Annotated in this window: 21 protein-coding genes; 16 read left to right on the top strand and 5 right to left on the bottom strand. The window is 34.4% G+C overall.

Going from position 1 to position 20,568, the window contains the following annotated elements:
* Nucleotides 1-41 precede the first annotated feature (41 nt).
* The 11 genes from KI430_RS16990 to KI430_RS16940 all read left to right on the top strand — a co-directional run bounded on the left by KI430_RS16990 (nucleotide 42) and on the right by KI430_RS16940 (nucleotide 8,739).
* On the top strand, nucleotides 42-1,070 hold the full coding sequence (locus tag KI430_RS16990; protein ID WP_248876073.1) for a Gfo/Idh/MocA family oxidoreductase: 1,029 nt from the start codon (nucleotides 42-44) through the stop codon (nucleotides 1,068-1,070).
* A 34-nt stretch (nucleotides 1,071-1,104) separates the two neighbouring features.
* Nucleotides 1,105-1,365, top strand: a complete 261-nt coding sequence (locus KI430_RS16985) for a hypothetical protein (RefSeq protein WP_248876072.1) — start codon at nucleotides 1,105-1,107, stop codon at nucleotides 1,363-1,365.
* A gap of 235 nt (nucleotides 1,366-1,600) precedes the next feature.
* On the top strand, nucleotides 1,601-2,566 hold the full coding sequence (locus KI430_RS16980; protein WP_248876071.1) for a Gfo/Idh/MocA family protein: 966 nt from the start codon (nucleotides 1,601-1,603) through the stop codon (nucleotides 2,564-2,566).
* A 7-nt stretch (nucleotides 2,567-2,573) separates the two neighbouring features.
* Nucleotides 2,574-3,395: a M23 family metallopeptidase gene (locus KI430_RS16975; RefSeq protein ID WP_248876070.1), complete on the top strand. Its 822-nt coding sequence runs from the start codon at nucleotides 2,574-2,576 to the stop codon at nucleotides 3,393-3,395.
* Nucleotides 3,396-4,010, top strand: coding sequence for a hypothetical protein (locus KI430_RS16970; RefSeq protein ID WP_248876069.1), 615 nt, complete (start codon nucleotides 3,396-3,398; stop codon nucleotides 4,008-4,010).
* A gap of 91 nt (nucleotides 4,011-4,101) precedes the next feature.
* Nucleotides 4,102-5,100 carry a DNA adenine methylase gene (locus tag KI430_RS16965; protein WP_248876068.1) on the top strand — a complete coding sequence of 333 codons (999 nt, stop codon included), beginning with the start codon at nucleotides 4,102-4,104 and terminating at the stop codon, nucleotides 5,098-5,100.
* A gap of 9 nt (nucleotides 5,101-5,109) precedes the next feature.
* On the top strand, nucleotides 5,110-5,493 hold the full coding sequence (locus KI430_RS16960) for a hypothetical protein (protein ID WP_248876067.1): 384 nt from the start codon (nucleotides 5,110-5,112) through the stop codon (nucleotides 5,491-5,493).
* A 55-nt stretch (nucleotides 5,494-5,548) separates the two neighbouring features.
* Complete coding sequence (locus KI430_RS16955) at nucleotides 5,549-6,439, top strand: 3-hydroxyacyl-CoA dehydrogenase family protein (RefSeq protein WP_248878368.1); 891 nt, start codon at nucleotides 5,549-5,551, stop codon at nucleotides 6,437-6,439.
* Nucleotides 6,440-6,445: 6 nt separating this feature from the next.
* Nucleotides 6,446-7,018, top strand: coding sequence for a hypothetical protein (locus KI430_RS16950; RefSeq protein WP_248876066.1), 573 nt, complete (start codon nucleotides 6,446-6,448; stop codon nucleotides 7,016-7,018).
* 70 nt (nucleotides 7,019-7,088) lie between these two features.
* Entirely contained in the window at nucleotides 7,089-8,420 is a 1,332-nt protein-coding gene (locus tag KI430_RS16945; protein WP_248876065.1) for a hypothetical protein, read from the top strand.
* 76 nt (nucleotides 8,421-8,496) lie between these two features.
* The gene (locus KI430_RS16940; RefSeq protein ID WP_248876064.1) at nucleotides 8,497-8,739 is read left to right on the top strand and encodes a hypothetical protein; all 243 of its coding nucleotides are present in this window, start codon (nucleotides 8,497-8,499) and stop codon (nucleotides 8,737-8,739) included.
* Between the two features lie 50 nt (nucleotides 8,740-8,789).
* Here KI430_RS16940 and KI430_RS16935 read toward each other — a convergent pair whose 3' ends face one another.
* Nucleotides 8,790-9,194 (bottom strand): META domain-containing protein, encoded by a 405-nt coding sequence (locus KI430_RS16935; RefSeq protein WP_248876063.1) that lies wholly within the window; start codon nucleotides 9,192-9,194, stop codon nucleotides 8,790-8,792.
* 178 nt (nucleotides 9,195-9,372) lie between these two features.
* On the opposite strand from KI430_RS16935, the gene KI430_RS16930 reads away from it, so the two are divergent.
* The 3 genes from KI430_RS16930 to KI430_RS16920 all read left to right on the top strand — a co-directional run bounded on the left by KI430_RS16930 (nucleotide 9,373) and on the right by KI430_RS16920 (nucleotide 11,148).
* Nucleotides 9,373-9,873, top strand: coding sequence for a hypothetical protein (locus KI430_RS16930; RefSeq protein WP_248876062.1), 501 nt, complete (start codon nucleotides 9,373-9,375; stop codon nucleotides 9,871-9,873).
* A gap of 11 nt (nucleotides 9,874-9,884) precedes the next feature.
* Complete coding sequence (locus tag KI430_RS16925) at nucleotides 9,885-10,568, top strand: hypothetical protein (protein WP_248876061.1); 684 nt, start codon at nucleotides 9,885-9,887, stop codon at nucleotides 10,566-10,568.
* A gap of 133 nt (nucleotides 10,569-10,701) precedes the next feature.
* Nucleotides 10,702-11,148 (top strand): KTSC domain-containing protein, encoded by a 447-nt coding sequence (locus KI430_RS16920; RefSeq protein WP_248876060.1) that lies wholly within the window; start codon nucleotides 10,702-10,704, stop codon nucleotides 11,146-11,148.
* A 123-nt stretch (nucleotides 11,149-11,271) separates the two neighbouring features.
* Here the strand turns inward: KI430_RS16920 and KI430_RS16915 are convergent, their stop codons facing one another.
* The 4 genes from KI430_RS16915 to KI430_RS16900 all read right to left on the bottom strand — a co-directional run bounded on the left by KI430_RS16915 (nucleotide 11,272) and on the right by KI430_RS16900 (nucleotide 17,605).
* Nucleotides 11,272-14,460 (bottom strand): efflux RND transporter permease subunit, encoded by a 3,189-nt coding sequence (locus tag KI430_RS16915; protein WP_248876059.1) that lies wholly within the window; start codon nucleotides 14,458-14,460, stop codon nucleotides 11,272-11,274.
* 6 nt (nucleotides 14,461-14,466) lie between these two features.
* Nucleotides 14,467-15,528 (bottom strand): efflux RND transporter periplasmic adaptor subunit, encoded by a 1,062-nt coding sequence (locus KI430_RS16910; protein WP_248876058.1) that lies wholly within the window; start codon nucleotides 15,526-15,528, stop codon nucleotides 14,467-14,469.
* A 30-nt stretch (nucleotides 15,529-15,558) separates the two neighbouring features.
* Complete coding sequence (locus KI430_RS16905; protein ID WP_248876057.1) at nucleotides 15,559-16,911, bottom strand: TolC family protein; 1,353 nt, start codon at nucleotides 16,909-16,911, stop codon at nucleotides 15,559-15,561.
* Between the two features lie 100 nt (nucleotides 16,912-17,011).
* On the bottom strand, nucleotides 17,012-17,605 hold the full coding sequence (locus KI430_RS16900) for a TetR/AcrR family transcriptional regulator (RefSeq protein ID WP_248876056.1): 594 nt from the start codon (nucleotides 17,603-17,605) through the stop codon (nucleotides 17,012-17,014).
* 258 nt (nucleotides 17,606-17,863) lie between these two features.
* Between KI430_RS16900 and KI430_RS16895 the strand changes: the two genes are divergently transcribed.
* Nucleotides 17,864-19,069 carry an RsmB/NOP family class I SAM-dependent RNA methyltransferase gene (locus KI430_RS16895; RefSeq protein ID WP_248876055.1) on the top strand — a complete coding sequence of 402 codons (1,206 nt, stop codon included), beginning with the start codon at nucleotides 17,864-17,866 and terminating at the stop codon, nucleotides 19,067-19,069.
* A gap of 307 nt (nucleotides 19,070-19,376) precedes the next feature.
* Nucleotides 19,377-20,429: an NAD(P)/FAD-dependent oxidoreductase gene (locus tag KI430_RS16890; RefSeq protein WP_248876054.1), complete on the top strand. Its 1,053-nt coding sequence runs from the start codon at nucleotides 19,377-19,379 to the stop codon at nucleotides 20,427-20,429.
* Nucleotides 20,430-20,568 lie beyond the last annotated feature (139 nt).

The following is a 20,568-nucleotide window of genomic DNA, read 5'->3' as shown; positions in this document are numbered from 1 at the left end:
TTATTTGGTTAAATTGCATCATCAAAATTATTTTAAAATTTATGAGACAAATAAAGACTGCTTTGTTAGCTTATGGTGGTTCAGGGAAGTTGTTCCATGCACCGTTTCTTGAGGTCAATGATGGATTTGAATTGATAGGCGCCTACGAACGAAGCAAAAAAAATATACAAACCGATTATCCAAATGTCAAAAGCTTTAATTCTCTGGAAGAAGTTTTGGCAAGCGATGCAGAATTAGTTGTTGTCAATACACCAATTGACACGCATTTCGAATTCACCAAGAAAGTTTTGGAAGCCGGAAAACACGCTTTGGTAGAAAAGGCTTTTACGACGACTTCTCAGGAGGCTGAAGAATTGCACAAACTCGCTAAAGAAAAAAATCTGAAACTTTGCGTGTATCAAAACCGACGATATGACAGTGATTTCAGAACCGTGAAAAAAGTTTTGGAAGAGGATTATCTCGGAGAAATCGTTGAAGCTGAAATCCGGTTTGAAAGATACAATCCCGAACTGAGCCCGAAAGCGTGGAAAGAAAACGGTAATCCCGGCGCAAGTATTTTGATGGATCTGGGTTCGCACGTGATTGATCAGGCTTTGACATTATTTGGAAATCCGGAAAAAGTTTTTGCTGATATCAGAAGAACAAGAGAGAACACACAGATTGATGATTATTTTGACATTCTTCTTTATTATCCTGACAAAAGAGTGAGACTAAAATCCAGTTATTTTGTAAAAGAAATGACACCTGCATTTGTTCTTCATGGAAAGAAAGGTAGTTTTTTAAAGCATAGAGCGGATATTCAGGAAGATGAATTGAAACTCGGAAAAGTTCCGAATCGTGAGAATTGGGGAACTGAACCCGAAGAAAAAACAGGACTTTTGGTTTACAATGACAGAATTGTGAATTTTCCAACTTTCCAAGGCAATTATCTGGATTTCTACGATGATCTTTACAACGCCATTGCCAATGACAAAAAAGTTCCTGCGACTGCAAAACAAGCTTTCCATACGATGAAAGTGATTGAAGCAGCGAAGGAAAGTTCTGAGAAAGAGGAAGTGGTTGAGTTATGAATTATTAATTATAAGTGAATAAATTATTATGCTTATGAAGATTACCAATTGGGAAGAATACTGGAAAAATTATGATTTACTAATTAGCAAAATTGAAAAAGGTAATTTGTACAAAATTGCAATAGATTTAAGAACAGCCAAATCTTATGTCAATAGATTAACTGATGGTTGGTATGATTTTTCAGAAGCTTTTGAAAGCATTATAAACAATAATAAAAATTCATTTTCTAACGAAGAGATTGAAGTAATTACACTTCTTTTGAAACACTTAAAAACGGCACTAAAAAATCTCTAAATAAAATATTAAAGTTCAATCCGCAGCCCGACTTGAGCGGAAATCCTTTTTACGCAACGTAATGGAGTGAAAAGATTGAGAGCCCTTCGACAAGCTCAGGACAAACTACAGGCGGATTAAGCTGCCCAAACGAATATTATTAAATGACAAGACTCAGAAACTTCAAAAATTCTAAGTCTTTTTTTATTTGGATTTGTGATAATTCTTAAATTTACCTCCTTAAGAAAAATAAGCTATGATAAAAGCAGGACTTGTAGGTGCAGGACATCTCGGGAAAATCCATTTGAGATTACTGAATCAATCTGAGAAGTACGAACTCGTTGGTTTCCACGATAAAGATGCGGAAAACGGAAGAAAACTGGAAGCGGAATTGGGTTATAAATATTTTGAAAGCTTCGAAGCTTTGTTGAACGAAATCGAGATGTTGGATATTGTGACACCAACGCTTTATCACTACGATTATGCACTTAAAACGATTGAAAAAGGCATCCATTTTTTTATCGAAAAACCTGTGACTCAAACTCTTGAACAAGCGGAAGAAATTCTTTACAAATGCAGAGAATTCGGTATCAAAGCACAAGTTGGTCACGTTGAAAGATACAATCCAGCTTTCATCGGAGCGAAAGATTATATTCAGAATCCAATGTTCATTGAGATTCACAGGCTGGCAGAATTCAATCCGAGAGGAACGGATGTTTCTGTGGTTTTGGATCTGATGATTCATGATCTGGATATATTGTTGAGTCTGGTAAAATCTAAAGTGAAACAAATCCATGCCAGCGGTGTTTCTGTGGTGAGCAAAACGCCAGACATTTGTAACGCGAGAATCGAGTTCGAAAATGGTTGTGTAGCAAACCTGACAACATCCAGAATATCGATGAAAGCAATGCGTAAATCAAGATTTTTCCAGCAAGATGCTTATGTTTCTGTAGATTTCTTAGAGAAAAAAGCAGAAGTTATCCGAATGAAACCTGCGCCGGAAAATCCGTCCGACTTTGATATGATTATCGAAAATGCGGAAGGCGAGAAAAACCAAATCCTATTCGAATATCCGAATATTCAACCCAACAATGCGATTTTGGATGAATTGGAAAGCTTTGCGAACGCCATTAAAAATGATGTTCCAGTAGAAGTTTCCTTGGAAGACGGAACCGAAGCTTTGAAGGTGGCTTTGGAGATTATGAGGTTGATACAGAAATAGTGGATTTATGAATTATAAAGTTTTTTATCTTTTATTATTTCTTCCTCTACTTATTTTTTCTCAGGAATCTCCTGACATAAAGTTTGACAAATATTTAGAAAACAAAACCAACGTAATTACTGTTGACAATAATGAATTTTGCCCTGTAAGTATTGAGTATGAATATTCTGGAGAAAATGTAAAATCCAGTTTAGCTAATAAAAGTATTATTGTAATCCCTGCAAATACTAAAAAATTCATTATTTCAAAAATTGACGCACAAGATCAATTTAAATCTTACAAATTCAATTATAATGTCTATTATGTTTTTGGTGATGTGAATTCAAAGCCTACTGATATAGAAGAAGTCTATTGGCTGCCCTACCCGACTAATACTTCACAAACGATTTATCAAGGATATAATGGTGCTTTTTCTCATCAAAATGCTTACTCTTTAGATTTCAGTCATAAACTTGGAACTCAAGTTTTTGCAGCAAGAAGTGGAAAAGTAGTCATTACAAAATCAGATTCTAATCAATCTTGTCTTACAAAAGATTGTGCAAAATTTAATAATAAAATTATCATTCTCCACGATGATGGAACCTTCGGGGAATATGTACATCTTAAGAAAGATGGCATAACGGTTAAAAAAGGTGACGACGTCAAACAGGGAGAACTAATTGGATATAGTGGGAATACTGGTTGGAGCAAAGGTCCACATCTTCACTTTTCAGTTTTTACTAATAAAATTGATGGAGAAAGAACATATTATAAAACTAAATTCCGGGTGAAAGAAAGTCCAAATCCAATTTATCTGCAAGAGAAAAAAAGTTACACCAAAAATTATTAAATGAATCTCCAATCCTTAGAATCCGAGCTTAAGAAGCGTCTTGATTTTCCTTACAATTGGGGAAGAAAGCAGTCGGATGAATGGGATAGAAAAACGAAATTCATTTACCAGATTCAGGATTTTGAAAACCTTAAAAATCAATGTAAAGATTTTGATTCAGAACTGAGAAATTATGCTTTCAATCGTTGGCTGAATTTCTGGTCTGCAAAAGCGATTGAACAAATTTTTATAAATCATCCCAACGTTAGAAAAGAAGAAAATCAGTTTTCGAAAACTGTAGACTTTTATATTTCGGAGATTCCATTTGATCATAAAAGCAGCGTGTTTCCAAAACAATTGGGGAAAAGTTTTGATTATGCGATTGATCACAAAAAAGAATTGATTGAATGGCTTTATCAAAATCAAAGTCAGCAAGGGAGAAAACATCTTGAAAACCGTTTGTTTACTATTTTCTTCAATGAGAAAAGCAACGAACATTGGAAACTGAAAACAGAATTGACTCTGATCCAAGAAAAGATTGAAGATTATCTACGTAATTTTTCCAAGGACAATTTAGTTTCCTTAAATTTGGATTCGAGGGAAATTTTGTCTGATGTTATTTGGATTAAAGCCTAAAATTAAAAAACATTTCGACTCCGCTCAGTGTGACAAATCTAATTTACCCTTGTCAGGCTGAGGCTCTCGAAGCCTTTATGACCAATTATTAATGAATTACATCGGTTCCAAAAACAAACTTTCGGATTTTATCAAAAAAAGCGTTTATCAGGTTGTTGGTAGAGATCTAAACGAAAAAACATTTTGCGATCTATTCGCTGGAACCGGAATTGTCGGCAGAAATTTCAAAGCAGAAACCAAGAAAATCATCAGCAACGATTTCGAATTTTACAGTTATGTTCTTAACCGAAATTACATCGGGAATCATCAAAAATTTGAATTTAAAAACCTGATTCAAGAACTGAATCTTATTAATGGAAAATCTGGTTTTATTTTTAATGAATATTCGGAAAATGGGACATCAGAACGGCTTTATTTTTCAGAAGAGAACGGAAAAAAAATAGATTCGGTTCGACAAAAAATTGAAAACTGGAAATCATCTCAGAAAATAAGCGAAGATCAATATTATTTTTTGCTTTGTTCACTTTTGGAAGCGGCTGATAAAATCGCCAACACGGCTTCGGTTTATGGTGCGTTTTTGAAACAAATCAAAAAATCGGCTCAGAAAAAACTGGAACTTCAGCCTGCTAATTTTGAACTGACTGAAAACAATCACGAGGTTTATAATGAAGATGCCAACGAATTAATCAAAACGATCGAAGGCGATATTCTTTATCTCGACCCGCCTTACAACGCACGGCAATACGGCGCCAACTATCATCTTCTGAACACGATTGCGAAATATGACAATTTCTCTCCAAAAGGAAAAACGGGACTGAGGAATTATCAAAAATCAAAATACTGCAGCAAGATTGAGGTTTCAAAAAGCTTTGAAAACCTTATCCAAAACGCTCATTTTCAACATATTTTTCTAAGCTACAACAACGAAGGATTGATGCCTGAAAGTGAAATTAGAAACATACTTTCCAAATTCGGGAAATATGATATATTTACAACCGAGTATCAGCGTTTCCGTGCCGATAAAGAAGAAAACAGAAATCACAAAGCTTCGGGAACGACAGAGTATCTTTATTATCTCGAGAAAAATTAAAATAAAATTTTGAAAATTGTACTTATAATATCTTTTTGCTTTCTAAGTATATTGTCCTGCTCAGAAAAAAAAGAAGCAATCCCCAATTGTCAAGATGCTGAAAAACTGGCTAAATCAGATTTTGAAAAAGGGAAATATATTTATTATGTATATCAAGATTTAACTGATGATAAATCTTTCAATAAAGAATTTAGTGAGATTTTGAAAAGCAAAAACATAAAGGTTATTTATAAAACAAAATATCCGCCTTCTTGCATTATTGAAGCAGAAGAGAAATTAGAGAAAAGTAAAAAATGCTATCAACTAATGATGAATTTAGAGATGGAAGCAAAATTTGGAAATCCATTCTTTGACAGTATTAGAATCGAAGCAAAAAAAACTCATAAAAATTAAAAACAAAGGCAAACCGAAAGGTTCGTGAATTTATGAATAAAAATATTAAATTATGATCAAAAATATTGTTGTAATAGGCGCTGGAACTATGGGAAATGGCATTGCGCATACCTTTGCTCAAAGCGGATTTCAGGTAAGTTTGGTAGACGTGAAACAGGAAAATCTTGATAAAGCCATAAAAACCATCACCACCAATCTTGACAGAATTATTGCCAAAGGAAATCTGACCGAAGAAGAAAAAGCCACTACACTTGGCAACATTACAACATTCTCAGATTTGAAAGAAGCTGCTCCTAATGCTGATTTGATAGTAGAAGCAGCAACGGAAAACCTGGATTTGAAATTAAAAATCTTCACCCAGATTGATGAGTTAGCACCGGAAAACTGTATTCTTGCAACTAACACCTCATCTATTTCTATCACACAGATTGCAGCAGCAACAAAACGTCCTGAGAAAGTCATCGGAATGCACTTTATGAATCCTGTTCCAATTATGAAATTGGTAGAAATCATCAAGGGTTACTCGACTTCCAAAGAGACTTTTGACACGATTTTCGAGATATCTAAACAACTGGGAAAAGTTCCTACTGAAGTGAACGATTATCCAGGATTTGTAGCTAACAGAATCCTAATGCCAATGATTAATGAAGCTATCGAAACACTTTACAACGGTGTTGCTGGTGTTGAAGAAATTGACACGGTGATGAAACTTGGAATGGCGCATCCAATGGGACCTTTGCAATTGGCAGATTTCATCGGATTGGATGTTTGTCTAGCAATCCTGAATGTGATGTACGACGGTTTCAAAAATCCTAAATATGCACCCAATCCATTATTAGTCAATATGGTAATGGCTGGAAAAAAAGGAGTGAAATCCGGTGAAGGTTTCTACGATTATTCGGAAAGTAAAAAGGCTGAAAAAGTTTCGAAAATGTTTTTAAAATAGACTGAGATGTTTTCAAAAAAGTTTCTAATTCTGCTGACTTTTCCAACATTGTTTTTTGCTCAGGAAAAAATGCTTTCTGCAGATTTTGATGGCGACAATATCAAAGACAAAGTTTATTTGGATTCTAATAACGGAGCGGTTGTATATCAGCTTTCTTCTCAGAAATTCAATAAAGTATCTTCTGATCAATTTGAAGATTCTGGAGAAATATTTTTTGATAAGGCTAAAAATGGGTTTAAAGTCAACCTCAATCAAATGCGGGCCGGATACACTTATCAATTTCGTTATGAAAAAGAAACCGGAAAAATGCGTTTGATAGGAATGGAACGCTATGAATTTGGTCCCGCCAATAATGATGGAAGCGGAGAATCCAGCGTTAATCTTCTGACGAATACTTATATTGGAGAATGGAATTATTTTGATGACAATAAGACAAAACTTGTCAAAATGCCACCGATAAAAAAGAAAATGGTCTTACCAAAAACGTATTTTGATAATCTTGGAAATGTGTTTTCTACTTACATCGATAAAGATGTTCAGTATTATCTGGCAGAGAAGAAGAGACTTTATAAGCAGTAAATACTTCAATTTAAATTACGATTTATAACTTTGTCAATATTGATTTGACAAAGTTTTTTATTTTTAAACTATGATATCTGTAAAACTAAATCCAAAATACGAGAAAACGCTTCAGATTTTATTGATTATCCTGACTTATATAATGATAATCTTCCGGTTTCTATCGAATGAAAAAGGTCGCGTGAGTCCAGATTCTATAAGATATCTAAGGCAATCTGAGATGTTTCCGATCATTGATAATACAACAGCGCCTTTGGGTTATCCTCTGTTTATTAAATTCTTTACCATCTTTGGTTTTGATGATTTTTGGAGCAGCAAACTAGTCGGACTTTTAGCTTATACCTTCATTTTAATTTTTGCTTATAAAAGGAAATTTTATTTCAAAGAATTGATGATTTCGTCAGCGTTATTCAGCTTTGTGAGTATTCTTTCTTATACGATGTCCGAAGCTTTGACATTGCCTTTCGTCATATTATTTTTCTTCACAGCTAGTCAAATTATCAAAAACAGAATCAGTCAAACCCAAGGTATTTTTTATCTTACACTTGTATTGATTCTGCTGCTTAATATTCGCTACAGCGCTTTGTTTTTTTGTGTTGGAAGTCTTGTTTTTGGATTGATGAAAATCGGGAAACATTATTGGAAATCCTTTGCAATTTCAAGCTTTTTGGGTGTTGGTTTTTATGGCCTTTATAAAGTAACTTTTATAGATTATTTTAACAAAGACTATATTAATCAATCCTTAGAATTCAGTTTAAAATCTACACCCACTTTTTTATTAGAATTGTTTCAAGGCTTAACAACAACTTTTAATCCATTTATTCACATGGCTGACCCGAACGGTGGAATCATCAATTATGGAATCTATGGGATGGGAATTTTAACAATAGTTGCAGTGCTATTTTTATTCATCAAAACTAAAATTTCTGAGGCAGAACAATTCATCATTATTGTTTCCATAATTTGCATTATTTGCTCTTTTTTAATTCAATATGTTTATCCCGTAAACGCTATAGATTATCGTTTGTTAGCACCATTTTCTATGGGGATTTGGATGGTTTTCTTCAGAAAAATATTTCAAATTTTTGATGATACCACTTATGCTATTGCTTTTATGAGTTTGGCGACCGGATTTGTTTTCAGTTGGTTATCAAAAGGAGATTACCTTGAAAACAGAAAAGCAATTACTCAATTTTTAAAAGAAGAAAAAATGATGGACAAAGAATTGAAGTTCTTCATGAAAGATCAAATGGATAATGACGGGCAAACTGCTGAGTTGATAAGTACTGTAAATCCTAGAATCTACATCACCTTCAAACCTTCTGATACGCTAAAAAAAGATGTTTTAACAAGGTATAAAGTAGAGCAGAAAATCAATATCAAAAAAAATAATTATCAATAGTAGTTTTCGGGAATTTTTCTATCTTTGAACCATAGAGTGAAGCTCTAATTAATCTTTAAAATTAAATATTTTACATATGAAATTACCTAAGTTTTTATTAGCCGACAATTCTGATTTTCCAGAAGATCTTTTTGTAGTACACACAGAGTACCCGCGTTTCATCCTTAACGTAGAAGAAGAGGATGTAGAGTGGTTGGACGATTTGGAAGGAGATGATGAAGAAACTGTAGCTACTGAAGCTACGAAAGTTGTAGAAGAAGCCTTCAAGTGGTGTGATGAAGAACTTGCTAAATACGACGACGAAGACGACGAAGAATAATAAAAAAGGAACTCAAATTGAGTTCCTTTTTTTGTGTTTAATATTTTAGATTATTGTTGCTTATTGAATTTCAACAACAACAAATTGTCTTTATACAACTCTAAAGTAGTTTCTGTCACTACATATTTGTTAACCTCTTTCAAAACACCAAGATAACTATTTTCTGTCGTCATATTGTTGCACATTTTTCTTGTAGAGCCAATGTTTTTCGCAGAAAAATTTCCCGCCGAAGTATCAATTGTTACATCAGAAAAGTAATTGTTGCAGCCTGCATTACCCGAGATTCTGTTTTGCTCAATTTGCAAAGTTGGTTTATTGGTAACATCATCTGCCAAAACCCATTGCGTTCCTGTAACCGATGCCTGACTTTTTCCCACTTTAGAAGCGTTCCCTACTCTGCTGGTACAAGAAACAATGGTTAGAGCCAATATAGATGTAAAAAAAAGTTTTTTCATTTTTATAAAATTACATTCAAAGATAAGGTTTTCTTTTTAACATAATTATTTTAAAGTCCAATTTCTAATGTTTATCATTTAATCTGCTCTATTAGCACTTTATGATTTTCTTTATATTTGAAAATTATTTAACAACGGATTATCAGAGTTAAAAAATTAATTCAGAAAACAACATCAAATGAAAGAAGAAAATTTAAACAGGCTCAATTCTTTATTTTCGAATCTAAAATCGGAAGAAGAGAGGCTAAAGGAAAGTCAGGAAAAGCAGAAAAGTGAGGAAGACCTTTTTGTGGAAGGATTCAAAACGTTGTGTAAAAATCTGATTGACCCAAAAATGCAGGAGTTCAGACGAATGTTGAGACAGAATGGATTTGGTTGCAAAATCACTTTTAATGAAGAGAGCAAAAGCGGAACAGGAATCAATGCACAACCAAACATCAAGCTTCAAATTTCGAGAAATGTAGATTCTAATTTTTATACCAATAATAAGTTTCCTCATATAATGTTCACTGCCGATAAGTATTACAAGAAAATCGGTATTCATCTCGACACGATTTTTCAGAATGGTAAAGGCACTGCAGCTTTGAAAGAACAAACTTATACCTTGAAAACACTTGATGAAGAAGCTGTAGAAAAGGAAATTGTAGAGTCAATAGAAAAGATTTTGATTAATAAATAATTCTTAACAGAATGAAGCGTTTAATTGTCTTATTCACTGTTATATTTCTAATCCAATGTGATAAGAAATCAATAGAAAATAAGGTTTCGGCAAATCCCAAACCCAATCAAGCAATTATAGAAAACAAAAATCCTGAATTGATTGATTATCACGAATTCAAAGCAGATTCAATTAAAAATATAAGCCTTCAAGGATTTGACACTTTTACAACGCACCAACTGAATCAATACAAGATTGTTACCGGTTATTATGAGCCTGTGGATGGAAAAATAGTACATCCGGATACGGAAAAAGATAATGGAAGACGGCTGCTGGTTTTAAACCAACAGAACAAAATCATTTTTAAGTCTATTGGATTTGGAGATATATATCTTTTCGAACCACATTTTTTCAGGAATGAAAACAATGATAAAATCATCATTGTTTTCCAGATTGCTTATGAATATTTTATGGGCGGAGAAGCTTTCCTAATCGATGGAAAAGATATCAAGTACCTTGGAAATATGGACATCGAATACAAAGAAATGGATTTGCCAATGACCAAAATTTTGAAAATCAAAGAAGCCAATCAGAAAATAAACTTCACTTTCGATGCAGATTCTCTGCTTTTGGAACCTGGAAGTAAAGATATATTCATCAAAAACAATGGTACCAAATACATTTATGAAAATTCGAAACTTAATTTTTACAAGTAATTTTCATTCTTAAGGCAATTGTATCGAGAACAGACGACCTAGGTTTTTGTTCATAAATAAATTAATAATGAATAAGTTATGATTTATAAATTTTAAAAGCTTAATTTTGCACCCCGAAATAAGGAATCATATTATGAAACGAATTGCTGAACACAGAAAACTTCTTGGCGTTGACAAAACTGCCACTTTGAAGGATCTAAAAACCATCTACAGAAACACGATGAAGGATACACATCCTGATAAATTCATCAATGATGAAGCCGGAAAACTGGAAGCGGAAGAGAAAAGCAAATCTGTGATAGAAGCTTATCATTTCTTAGTCAGCATTAATGAGGAAACTCAGGAAAAATATAAAGAAGAATACACGGAAACCATCACCAACTCAATTATCACTGATTTCTATCTTGAAAAATCGATTTTGAAAGTGCAGCATTTGAACGGAAAAATGTTCGAGTACATTGGTGTTCCAAGAAATACTTATATCAAAATGGTTAATTCTGAGTCACCCAGTCGTTTTGCAAGAAGACATATCTATGGCAATTTTATCTATAGAAAATCTGGTGAAGCAATGGCAGATTAATCTTCTATCTTAAAATATATTAAAGCTTTCATATTTATATGGAAGCTTTTTTGATTATAAAATTCATAAAAGAAGCGCATCAATAAATTGATGCGCTTCTCGGTTAACTTAATTAATTATATATTAATCTACGTGTTTAGGCGTAAATCCGTCTTCACTTAGTTCTCTGTGTTTATATTCTGCTTTCATTTCAGCATCATAATCTATTTTTTCATCTTTGCCTAATCTTCTCAACATTGAATCAAACAATGAATAAACAACTGGTACAATAATCAAAGTCAGAAATAATGACGATGTCAAACCACCGATGATTACCCAAGCCAAACCGTTGTTCATCTCGGCTCCAGCTCCTTTTGCAATCGCAATCGGGATCATACCGAAGATCATCGCAATTGTTGTCATCAAAATCGGACGAAGACGAGCGTGGTTGGCCTGAATCAATGCGTCGTGTGTGTTAGCTCCCGCTGCTTTTCTCATGTTCGCAAAGTCGACAATCATAATCGCGTTCTTCGCCACCAAACCAATCAACATAATCATCCCCAGCATCGTAAAGATATTTAATGAATTTCCTGTGATTGCCAGAATTACCATTACTCCAATCAATGCCAATGGAATTGAGAATAATACCACAAACGGATATACAAACGAGTCGTACAAGGAAACCATTACCAAATAAACCAATACAATAGCCGCTAACAAAGCAATTCCTAAAGTACCGAAACCTTCGGTCTGGTTTTCCATATCACCACTCCAGATATAGCTTACACCTGCTGGTTTTGTTTTTTCGTTATCCATAAACTGCGCTGCCCATTCGTTGGCAACATCTCCTACCGGACGACCAACAACTTTAGATTTTACTTTTACAGATGGCGCTTTATCTCTACGTTCCAACAAACTTGGTCCAGATCCCATTTTCACATCAGCGAATTGGCTCAATCTGATTTGTTCTCCCTGAGGATTGGTGAACATCAGGTTTCTAACGTCATCAATAGATTGTCTGTTGGCATCTCCAAAACGGATGTTGATGTCATACTCATATTCTCCAGCTCTGAATTTTCCGTCAGTATTTCCTGAGAAAGCAGTTTGCATCGTTTGTCCAACGCTGGAAAGATTCAAACCTAAAGAAGCCATTTTATCTCTGTCAATATTCACCTGAACTTCCGGGCTTCCTGAGTCAGTTGACAATTCCGCATCTACAGAACCAGGAACTTTTTTCAATAGTTCAAGAATTCTATTTGCTTCTTTATTAGCTGTTTCATTATCCTGAGCCGTTACAACCATTTCAATTGGTGCGTTATCTGCTCCCATCAATCCGATTGGTGCTGTTTTAAACTCAACTCCAGTGAATTTTTCTTCTAAAGCTCTCTTGATTTTAGCCGATTTGATATCGGTACTTTCGTTACGTTCAGATTTATCAACCAAGATTACTTGAATTTCTGACTGATACAAAGTTGCCTGAGCTCCACCAAAACCTGATGACTGCTGACCAACTGTGGTAATCATATCCACTACATCTTTATCATTTCTCAAGTATTTTTCAACTGCTAATGTTACTTGATTGGTCTTCTCTACAGAAGCATCTTTTGGTAATTCCATCTGAACAAGGAACTGTCCTCTGTCCATTTTAGGGAAGAATTCACCTCCAATGAATCCAAATGCCACCAACATAAATGAAGAAATCAAAATAATAAATGTCACGATTACAGTCATTATTCTTCTTAATGTTGTTTTTAGTGCCCATTCAAGAATTCCGGAAATCCAATGTGTAAATTTCTCCAATTGTTTCTCAAACCAAAGGATGAATTTCTCAAAAGGATTTTTACCTGTCAAATGAACCAACTTTCCAAATCTTGAAGATAACCAAGGAATAATGGTAAACGAAGCCAATAATGAGAACATTGTTGCAATAACTACGGTCACACAGAACTGCGCAAGGATATCGGAAACTAATCCTGAACTCATCGCAATCGGTAAGAACACCACCACAATTACCATCGTAATTGCTGTTACGGTAAATCCAATTTCTGATGCTCCGTCATATGCTGCACGGATTCTGCTTTTCCCCATCTCCATATGTCGGTAAACATTTTCCAAAACTACAATCGCATCATCCACAAGAATACCTACAACGAGTGAAAGTCCCAATAAACTCATCAAGTTCAAGGTGTATCCCATCAGGTACATTCCGATTACCGTTGCAATCAATGATACTGGAATTGAAACCATTACGATGAAGGCATTTCTGATGTTGTGAAGGAATAATAACATTACAACTGCCACCAAAATAATCGCTAAGAATAAATCGAAAATTACGTGATCCGCTGCTTCAAGTGTAAAGTCTGTTGTATCATCTACAATATTGACTTTGATATCCTGAACTTTATAATTACCTTCAACCTGAGCAATGGTTTTCTTAACTAATTCTGAAACCGACACGGCATTAGCATCAGATTGCTTTTTAATCTGCATCAAAATGGTAGAATTCTGATTGTATCTAGCCACTTTCTCAACATCTTTCTGAGTATCAAAAACCGTTGCAATATCAGACAAACGAACCTGCGCTCCATCTTTGTTGGAAACCACAAGGTTGTTCATTTCCTGTACATCTCTATATTTTCCAGATAGTCTGATAGTAGATCTGGAAGTTCTTGTCTTCAAAGCTCCCGTTGGGAAATCCAGGTTTGAAGAAAGAATCGCCTGCTGTACATCTGCAATTGCAAGACCGTAACCCTGCATTTTCTTTTCATCCAAGCTTACCTGGATTTCTCTCTCCTGTCCTCCAACAAGGTCAACCTGAGCTACACCGTTTACACGGGAAAAGATGGGTTCAATTTTTTTATCTAAAAGATCGTAAAGGTCTTTGTTATTCATTTTACTACTGGAAATACTCAAAGTCATAATCGGGAGATCATCCAGTGAGAATTTTTGTAGTGAAGGCGGATCTGCATCTTCCGGAAGGTCTGCTAAAATTGCATTTACCTTTCTTTGTGCATCATTCAAAGCATAGTTGACATCGGCACCTGTGTTCAACTGAACCATAATTACCGATAAACTCTCGTAAGAAGAAGATTCTACTTTTTTAACATTTTCCAAAGATCCAACCGCATCTTCAATCTTTCTGGTTACGGAAGTTTCCACCTCTGCAGGCGAAGCTCCAGGATAAACTGTAGAGATTGTTACCATATTGGTTTCAAACTTCGGAATCAATTCGTACCCCATCATAGAGTAACTCAACAAACCTCCCAGCGTCAGAATCGTAAATAGTACGATAACGAGCGAAGGTCTTTTAATGGATATTTCTGCTAACTTCATCTTCTGTTACTTTACAATATTGATTTTTGAACCGTTATCCAGGTTGATTTGTCCACTTGTAATGACTTGTTCACCACCATTTAGTCCACTTAGGATTTGAACTTTATCGCCATAAACTTTTCCGGTTTGAACTTTAATTAATTTTGCAGTGCCGTTATTCACAACAAATAATTGTCCTGAACTTACTCCATTTACGAATGCTTCTGCCGGAACAGTTAACATATTCTGAGTTTCTGCACCGTGATTGGTTTTGAAAACTGCTGTCGCGTACATACCAGCTTTTAATTTACCATTATTGGAAACTTCTACTTCAACCGGGAAGTTCAAAGAAGCATCACTTTTAGGCGCAATGAAAGTAATTCTACCGCTGAAAGAATCTTCCGGTAACACATTAACATTAATCTTAACCTCCTGTCCTAATTGAATTCTTCCAACTTGACTCTCATCAACTAAAACAGACAATTTCAAAGTATTGATATTAACAATCTCGAACAAAGCAGTTCCCGGGGCAACCACCATTCCAGGCTCAACCATTTTTTTGTTGATTGTTCCGCTAATCCCCGCTCTTACACTTGTATCATTGATTTTTACACCTTGAGCTCTCACAGCAGTTTGTGCATTTTTCAATTGAAGTCTAGAGTTATCCAATTGTTGTTTTGTAACACCACCTGTTTTGAAAGCATTTTCGTAACGTTGGTTATCAATAATTGCGTTTTGCAAAGTATTTTGAGCCTGAGTTACATCCACTTCTATAGCATCTCTTTTAATCGTTGCTAAAACTTGTCCGGCGCCTACTCTAGAACCTTCTTTTACCAACACATTCACGATACGTCCGGAAATTTCTGAAGATTGCTGTGTCTCTTGTTTTGGAATAAAAGTTCCGTTTGCAGAATAATCTGTATCAATATTTTCACGAGAAGCGGTAATCACGTTAACATTAATTTTGTCAACTTGCTTTGCAACTTCTTTTACTTCAGTTTCTTGTTTTTTCTTGTTATCAGTAATTTTCCAAGCAGCCAATCCAATTAGCACAGCCGCAACGATGATATATATTAAAGTTTTTTTCATTTGAAATTTATTTTTTTGTCAATTGAGATATTATGGATTTTGTAAAGTATTAAGTTCACCTTTCGCCTTTATCAACTTGATTTCAGCTTGTTTGTAATCTAATAACGCTGTTGTATAATTCTGTTTCGCATCTGTAAGTGCATTTTCAGAATCAAGAACTTCTGTTAAAGTTGCCAATCCATATTGATAATTAGCTTGTGTATCTTTTTGTACTTTTTCAGCTAAAGACACATTATTTTTCATACTCTCAATATTGATAATGGAATTTTCCATATTAGTAATGGCATTTTTATAATCTAAACTTAGACTCAACTGAGTTGCCTGAATATCTTGATCTAAAGACAAAATATCGATTTCTGCCTGTTGAATTTTAGATTTGGTAGCACCACCTGTAAAGATTGGAATATTAACATTCAACCCAATTGCTGAATAGTCGCTCCAAAGAACATCATTTTTTAGTCCATTAGTCAAAGGAAATCTCGATCCTTGTCCTCCCCAGCCGTAGTTTGCCTGCAATCCTACGGTTGGATACAAGTAAGCTTCTGTTGCTTTTTTATTGAATTGTAGGAGTTCTCTGTTTTTATTCAGAACTTTGATTTGCGTACGCTCGTCTAGATTTACATTTCCTGTAATCAATTCTGGTCTTGGCTCGATTGATTTTTCTTCGAGCTCAATTTGCTTATCAATCGGAACACCCATATAAAACTTCAAAGAGTTTTTGGAAAGCTCCACTGCATTTACCAATTGCTGTCGGTTGGCACTGATATTTGTCAACTGAACGTTGGTACGATCCAAGTCTATTCCTTTTGCCAAACCATTGTCCACCAAACTTTTGATTACGTTTCTTACTTTCTCAGTATTGGCATAACTTACATTTAAAGTTTTAAGATTTTCTTCCTGTACAAAAACCTGATAATAGGCTGTTGCAACATTTTCGATAATCTGCTCATTGGAAAGCTGAGCATTCAGAACATAAAACTCTCTGGTAGATTTTGCCGCTTTAAGACCTATAAAAACTCTTTGGTCAAAAATGGCCTGATTCAAAGTGACAGTTGCGCTAGAAACCCAAGGTTGTCCCAATTGTGCTCTTGTACTTTGTCCACCAAATTTAAGCAACGATTCCTGAATGATTGGATTATAAGTTAATCCTGCAGTGGCACTGATCTGTGGTAATGCTCCAGCTTTGGCTTCAGTAATTTTCAGTTCTGCTCTTTTAACTTCAAGCGCTGCTTTTTTAGCTTCTGCTTTATTTTGCAATGCTTGTGTTATAGCTTCCTGCAAAGACACTTGCTGCTGCGCAAATGCAGAAGAAGAGCCGAAAATCATAAATGCTGCAGCTATGCCAAACTTGAGGCGATTTGCAGTTTTAAGTTTTCTATTCATAATTTATTACTTCGTTTATTTTTAATTTTTCTTGTATAACTCTTTACTCCTTAAGGACGATCCGATTTTATAAATACTTTAACAATTTTTAATTATTTAATTAATTCTTAAAAAGTATATTTAGGATGATATCTTTTCTTTGAGAGATCAATCGGTCAAATTCTTTATCATCAATCATCATATTTTCCATAATAAGAGGTCTCACAGCGCTTGGAAATACCAACAGAGAAATCATATTTAAGATAAACTGCATGGGTTCCATTTTTTCAATGTTGCCTAATTTCATTTCTTGTTCTATATCACTATAGAATTTATTAAGATCCTCTTCTTCCACATCTCTTTTATGGCAATTTCCTTTATTGATTTGTGACACGATGTAAGTTTCCAAATAAGGATATTGTAAGCTGGTTTGTAAACTTCCATCAATAAACTGAGAAATCTTCTCTTTGAAAGGCAAATCGGATCTCATAATGATTTCAGACTTCTCCTTTTCCACTCTATGCGCTTCATCAAAAACAATCTGTACCAGATTATCTCTTGACCGGAAGTAATAGTTAATCAGTGTTCTATTAACGCCTGCTTCGTCCGCAATCTCTTGAGTTGTAGCATCAAATTTCCCTTTAACAAAGAACAAATTCTTTGTAGTTTCTTTGATTAACTCTTGTGTTTGGTCTTTTTTTTCTTGTTTTGACATTTTTGTTAAACAATTTTGTGCAAATGTAAATCAATCAAATGTTTTGACAAAATTGTTAAACAATAAAATTAAACTAAAATGATAAAATTCATATAAAATTAATATTAGTTGTTTTATCAATACTTCTCTTAAGACAAGAATTACACTCTATCATAAACTTAAAAACAGTAACTTTGCAAAATCGATAAAATAGGTTTCCAAATAATATCAAATCCTAAAATGGGAATCTTAATCATTCATAACGCTTATTAAAATTTAATGGAACTAATACATCGTAACCTGTTGATCGGGATTCATGATTCTTTACAGGAAACATTTTTCGAAGACAGGAAATATGCTGACAAAGTCATAGAAAGACTTCTGAAATCTCACAGAAAATGGGGAAGCGAAGACAGGAAAGTTGTTTCTGAAATCTTCTATAATATCATCCGTTGGAAAAAACGTCTGGAATATTATATGGGTGAAGGTGTGAAACCTACAAATGTCTATAAAATGATTATTGCTTACCTTCTTTGGAGCAAAACGCATTATAAAAAATTTGAAGAGTTTGACGGAATCAAAGTTGCAGACATCTTAACAAAACTGAAAAAAGGAACCGTTCCTACAAAAGCTATAGAATATTCGATTCCAGATTGGTTAGCCGAAACTCTTGAAAAAGAATTGGGAAAAAACTGGGAAAGAGAAATGCTTGCTCTTAATGAGCAGGCGCCAACCGTTTTGCGAACTAACTCCCTTAAAACAACACCAAGAGAACTGATTGCTGATTTGAATGACGAAAATGTTGAAGCGTTCACAATCAAGAATTATCCGGATGCTGTGCAATTAGCTGAAAAGAAAAATGTGTTTTTAACTTCTGCCTTCAAAGATGGATTGTTCGAAGTTCAGGATGCAAGTTCTCAAAAAATTGGAGAGTTACTTGATGTAAAAGAAGGAATGCGTGTTGTAGATGCATGTGCTGGTGCTGGTGGAAAAACCTTGCATTTAGCAGCATTGATGAAAAACAAAGGTCAGATTATCGCTCTCGATATCTACGAATGGAAATTGGCAGAACTGAAAAGACGAGCAAAAAGAGCCGGAGCTCACAACATAGAAACCAGAGTAATTTCTGATAACAAAGTCATCAAAAGACTTCACGAAAAAGCAGATAGATTATTGATTGATGCGCCTTGTTCTGGTCTTGGAGTTCTGAAAAGAAATCCTGATTCTAAATGGAAAATTGATCAAGATTTTATTGATAGAATCAAAGGTGAGCAACAGCAAATCTTGCAAGATTATTCTAAAATTTTGAAAAAAGGCGGACAAATGATTTATGCGACTTGTTCTATTCTGCCTTCAGAAAACAATGAGCAGGTAAAAACCTTCTTAAACAATAATCCAGGTTTTTCTTTGATTAAAGATGAAAAAATTATGCCTAGCGAAGGTTACGACGGATTTTACATGGCACTTATTAAGCGTAATGGATAAAAAAATTCCTGGAATAATCGAATATTCGCAGGAATTAAAAACACAAATGATGAAAGGACAAAATTACGGTTTATTTTTTTAAAAAATCTTATCATTTGGTAAGAAAACAGAATTTTTTAAATTTTCAGCATAAAAAAAAGCGATTCAATTGAATCGCTTTTTTTATTTTAGATTAATGTAAACCACCAGCCAATGCTTCTTTACGAAGCTTTTAATTTTTTATTAGCAGATATAATTTATCTCATATTTTAGAATCATTCTAAAGTCAGATTTAATGATTAAATTTGCATTTCCAAAATTTATATAAATGTTTGAAACAGATATCATTATAATAGGTGCTGGTCCAACTGGACTTTTTACCGTTTTCGAAGCCGGATTATTAAAATTAAGATGTCATTTGATAGATGCGCTTCCGCAACCTGGAGGACAATTAACAGAACTTTATCCTAAAAAACCAATCTTTGATATTCCAGGATTTCCAAGTGTAGATGCTGGTGCTCTAGTGGATAATTTGATGGAACAAATCAAGCAATTCGAGCCTCAATTTTCATTAGCTCAAAAGGCTGTAAGTTATGAGAAAACAGAAGAAGGTGATTTCATCGTAACGACAAGTCGCGGTGTAAAAGTTAAAGGTAAAGCGATTGCGATTGCAGGTGGCTTGGGAAGTTTCGACCCTAGAAAACCAGAGCTAGAAAACATCGATAAGTTTGAAGAAAAAGGTGTTGAATATTTCGTAAGAGAACCGGAAATGTTCCGTGACAAAAAAATCGTGATTGCCGGAGGTGGAGACTCTGCGTTAGATTGGTCTGTTTTCCTGGCTGATGTAGCTTCTTCAGTCACTTTGATTCACAGAAGAAATGAGTTCCGTGGCGCTTTGGATTCTGTAGAAAAAGTTACAGAGTTGAAACATCAGGGAAAAATTAACCTGATTACACCAGCAGAAGTTACAGGTTTGATTGGCGATGAAACTTTATCTGCAATCGAAATCGAGAAAGCCGGAGAGAAATCAATCATCGAAACCGATTATTTGATTCCACTATTTGGATTGACACCTAAATTAGGCCCTTTATCAGATTGGGGATTAGAAATCGAGAAAAATGCAATCAAAGTAAACAATGCCTTAGATTACCAAACTAATGTTGAAGGTATCTACGCTATTGGTGACATCAATACATATCCCGGAAAATTGAAGTTAATTCTTTGCGGTTTCCACGAAGCTACTTTGATGGTTCAAAGTGTTTACAACAGACTGAATCCTGGAAAAAAATTCGTTCTGAAATATACAACTGTAAGCGGTGTTGACGGTTTCGACGGAACCAGAAAAGAAGCTGAAAAAGCAGTTGTAAAATCTATTGATTAAAACAGATATTAGATTTCAGAAGTTAGAGATTAGAATAAAATTTAATTTCATATTTAATAAAAAAGAGAGTTTTTTACAATTCTCTTTTTTTGCGTAAAATCGAAAAATCTAACATCTGACATCTTTTGTGTAAAATCTA

Origin of the sequence: Epilithonimonas zeae (assembly GCF_023278365.1) — a bacterium.
Classification (GTDB): Bacteria; Bacteroidota; Bacteroidia; order Flavobacteriales; family Weeksellaceae; genus Epilithonimonas; species Epilithonimonas zeae_A.
This window is presented reverse-complemented; position numbering and strand designations above follow the sequence as displayed.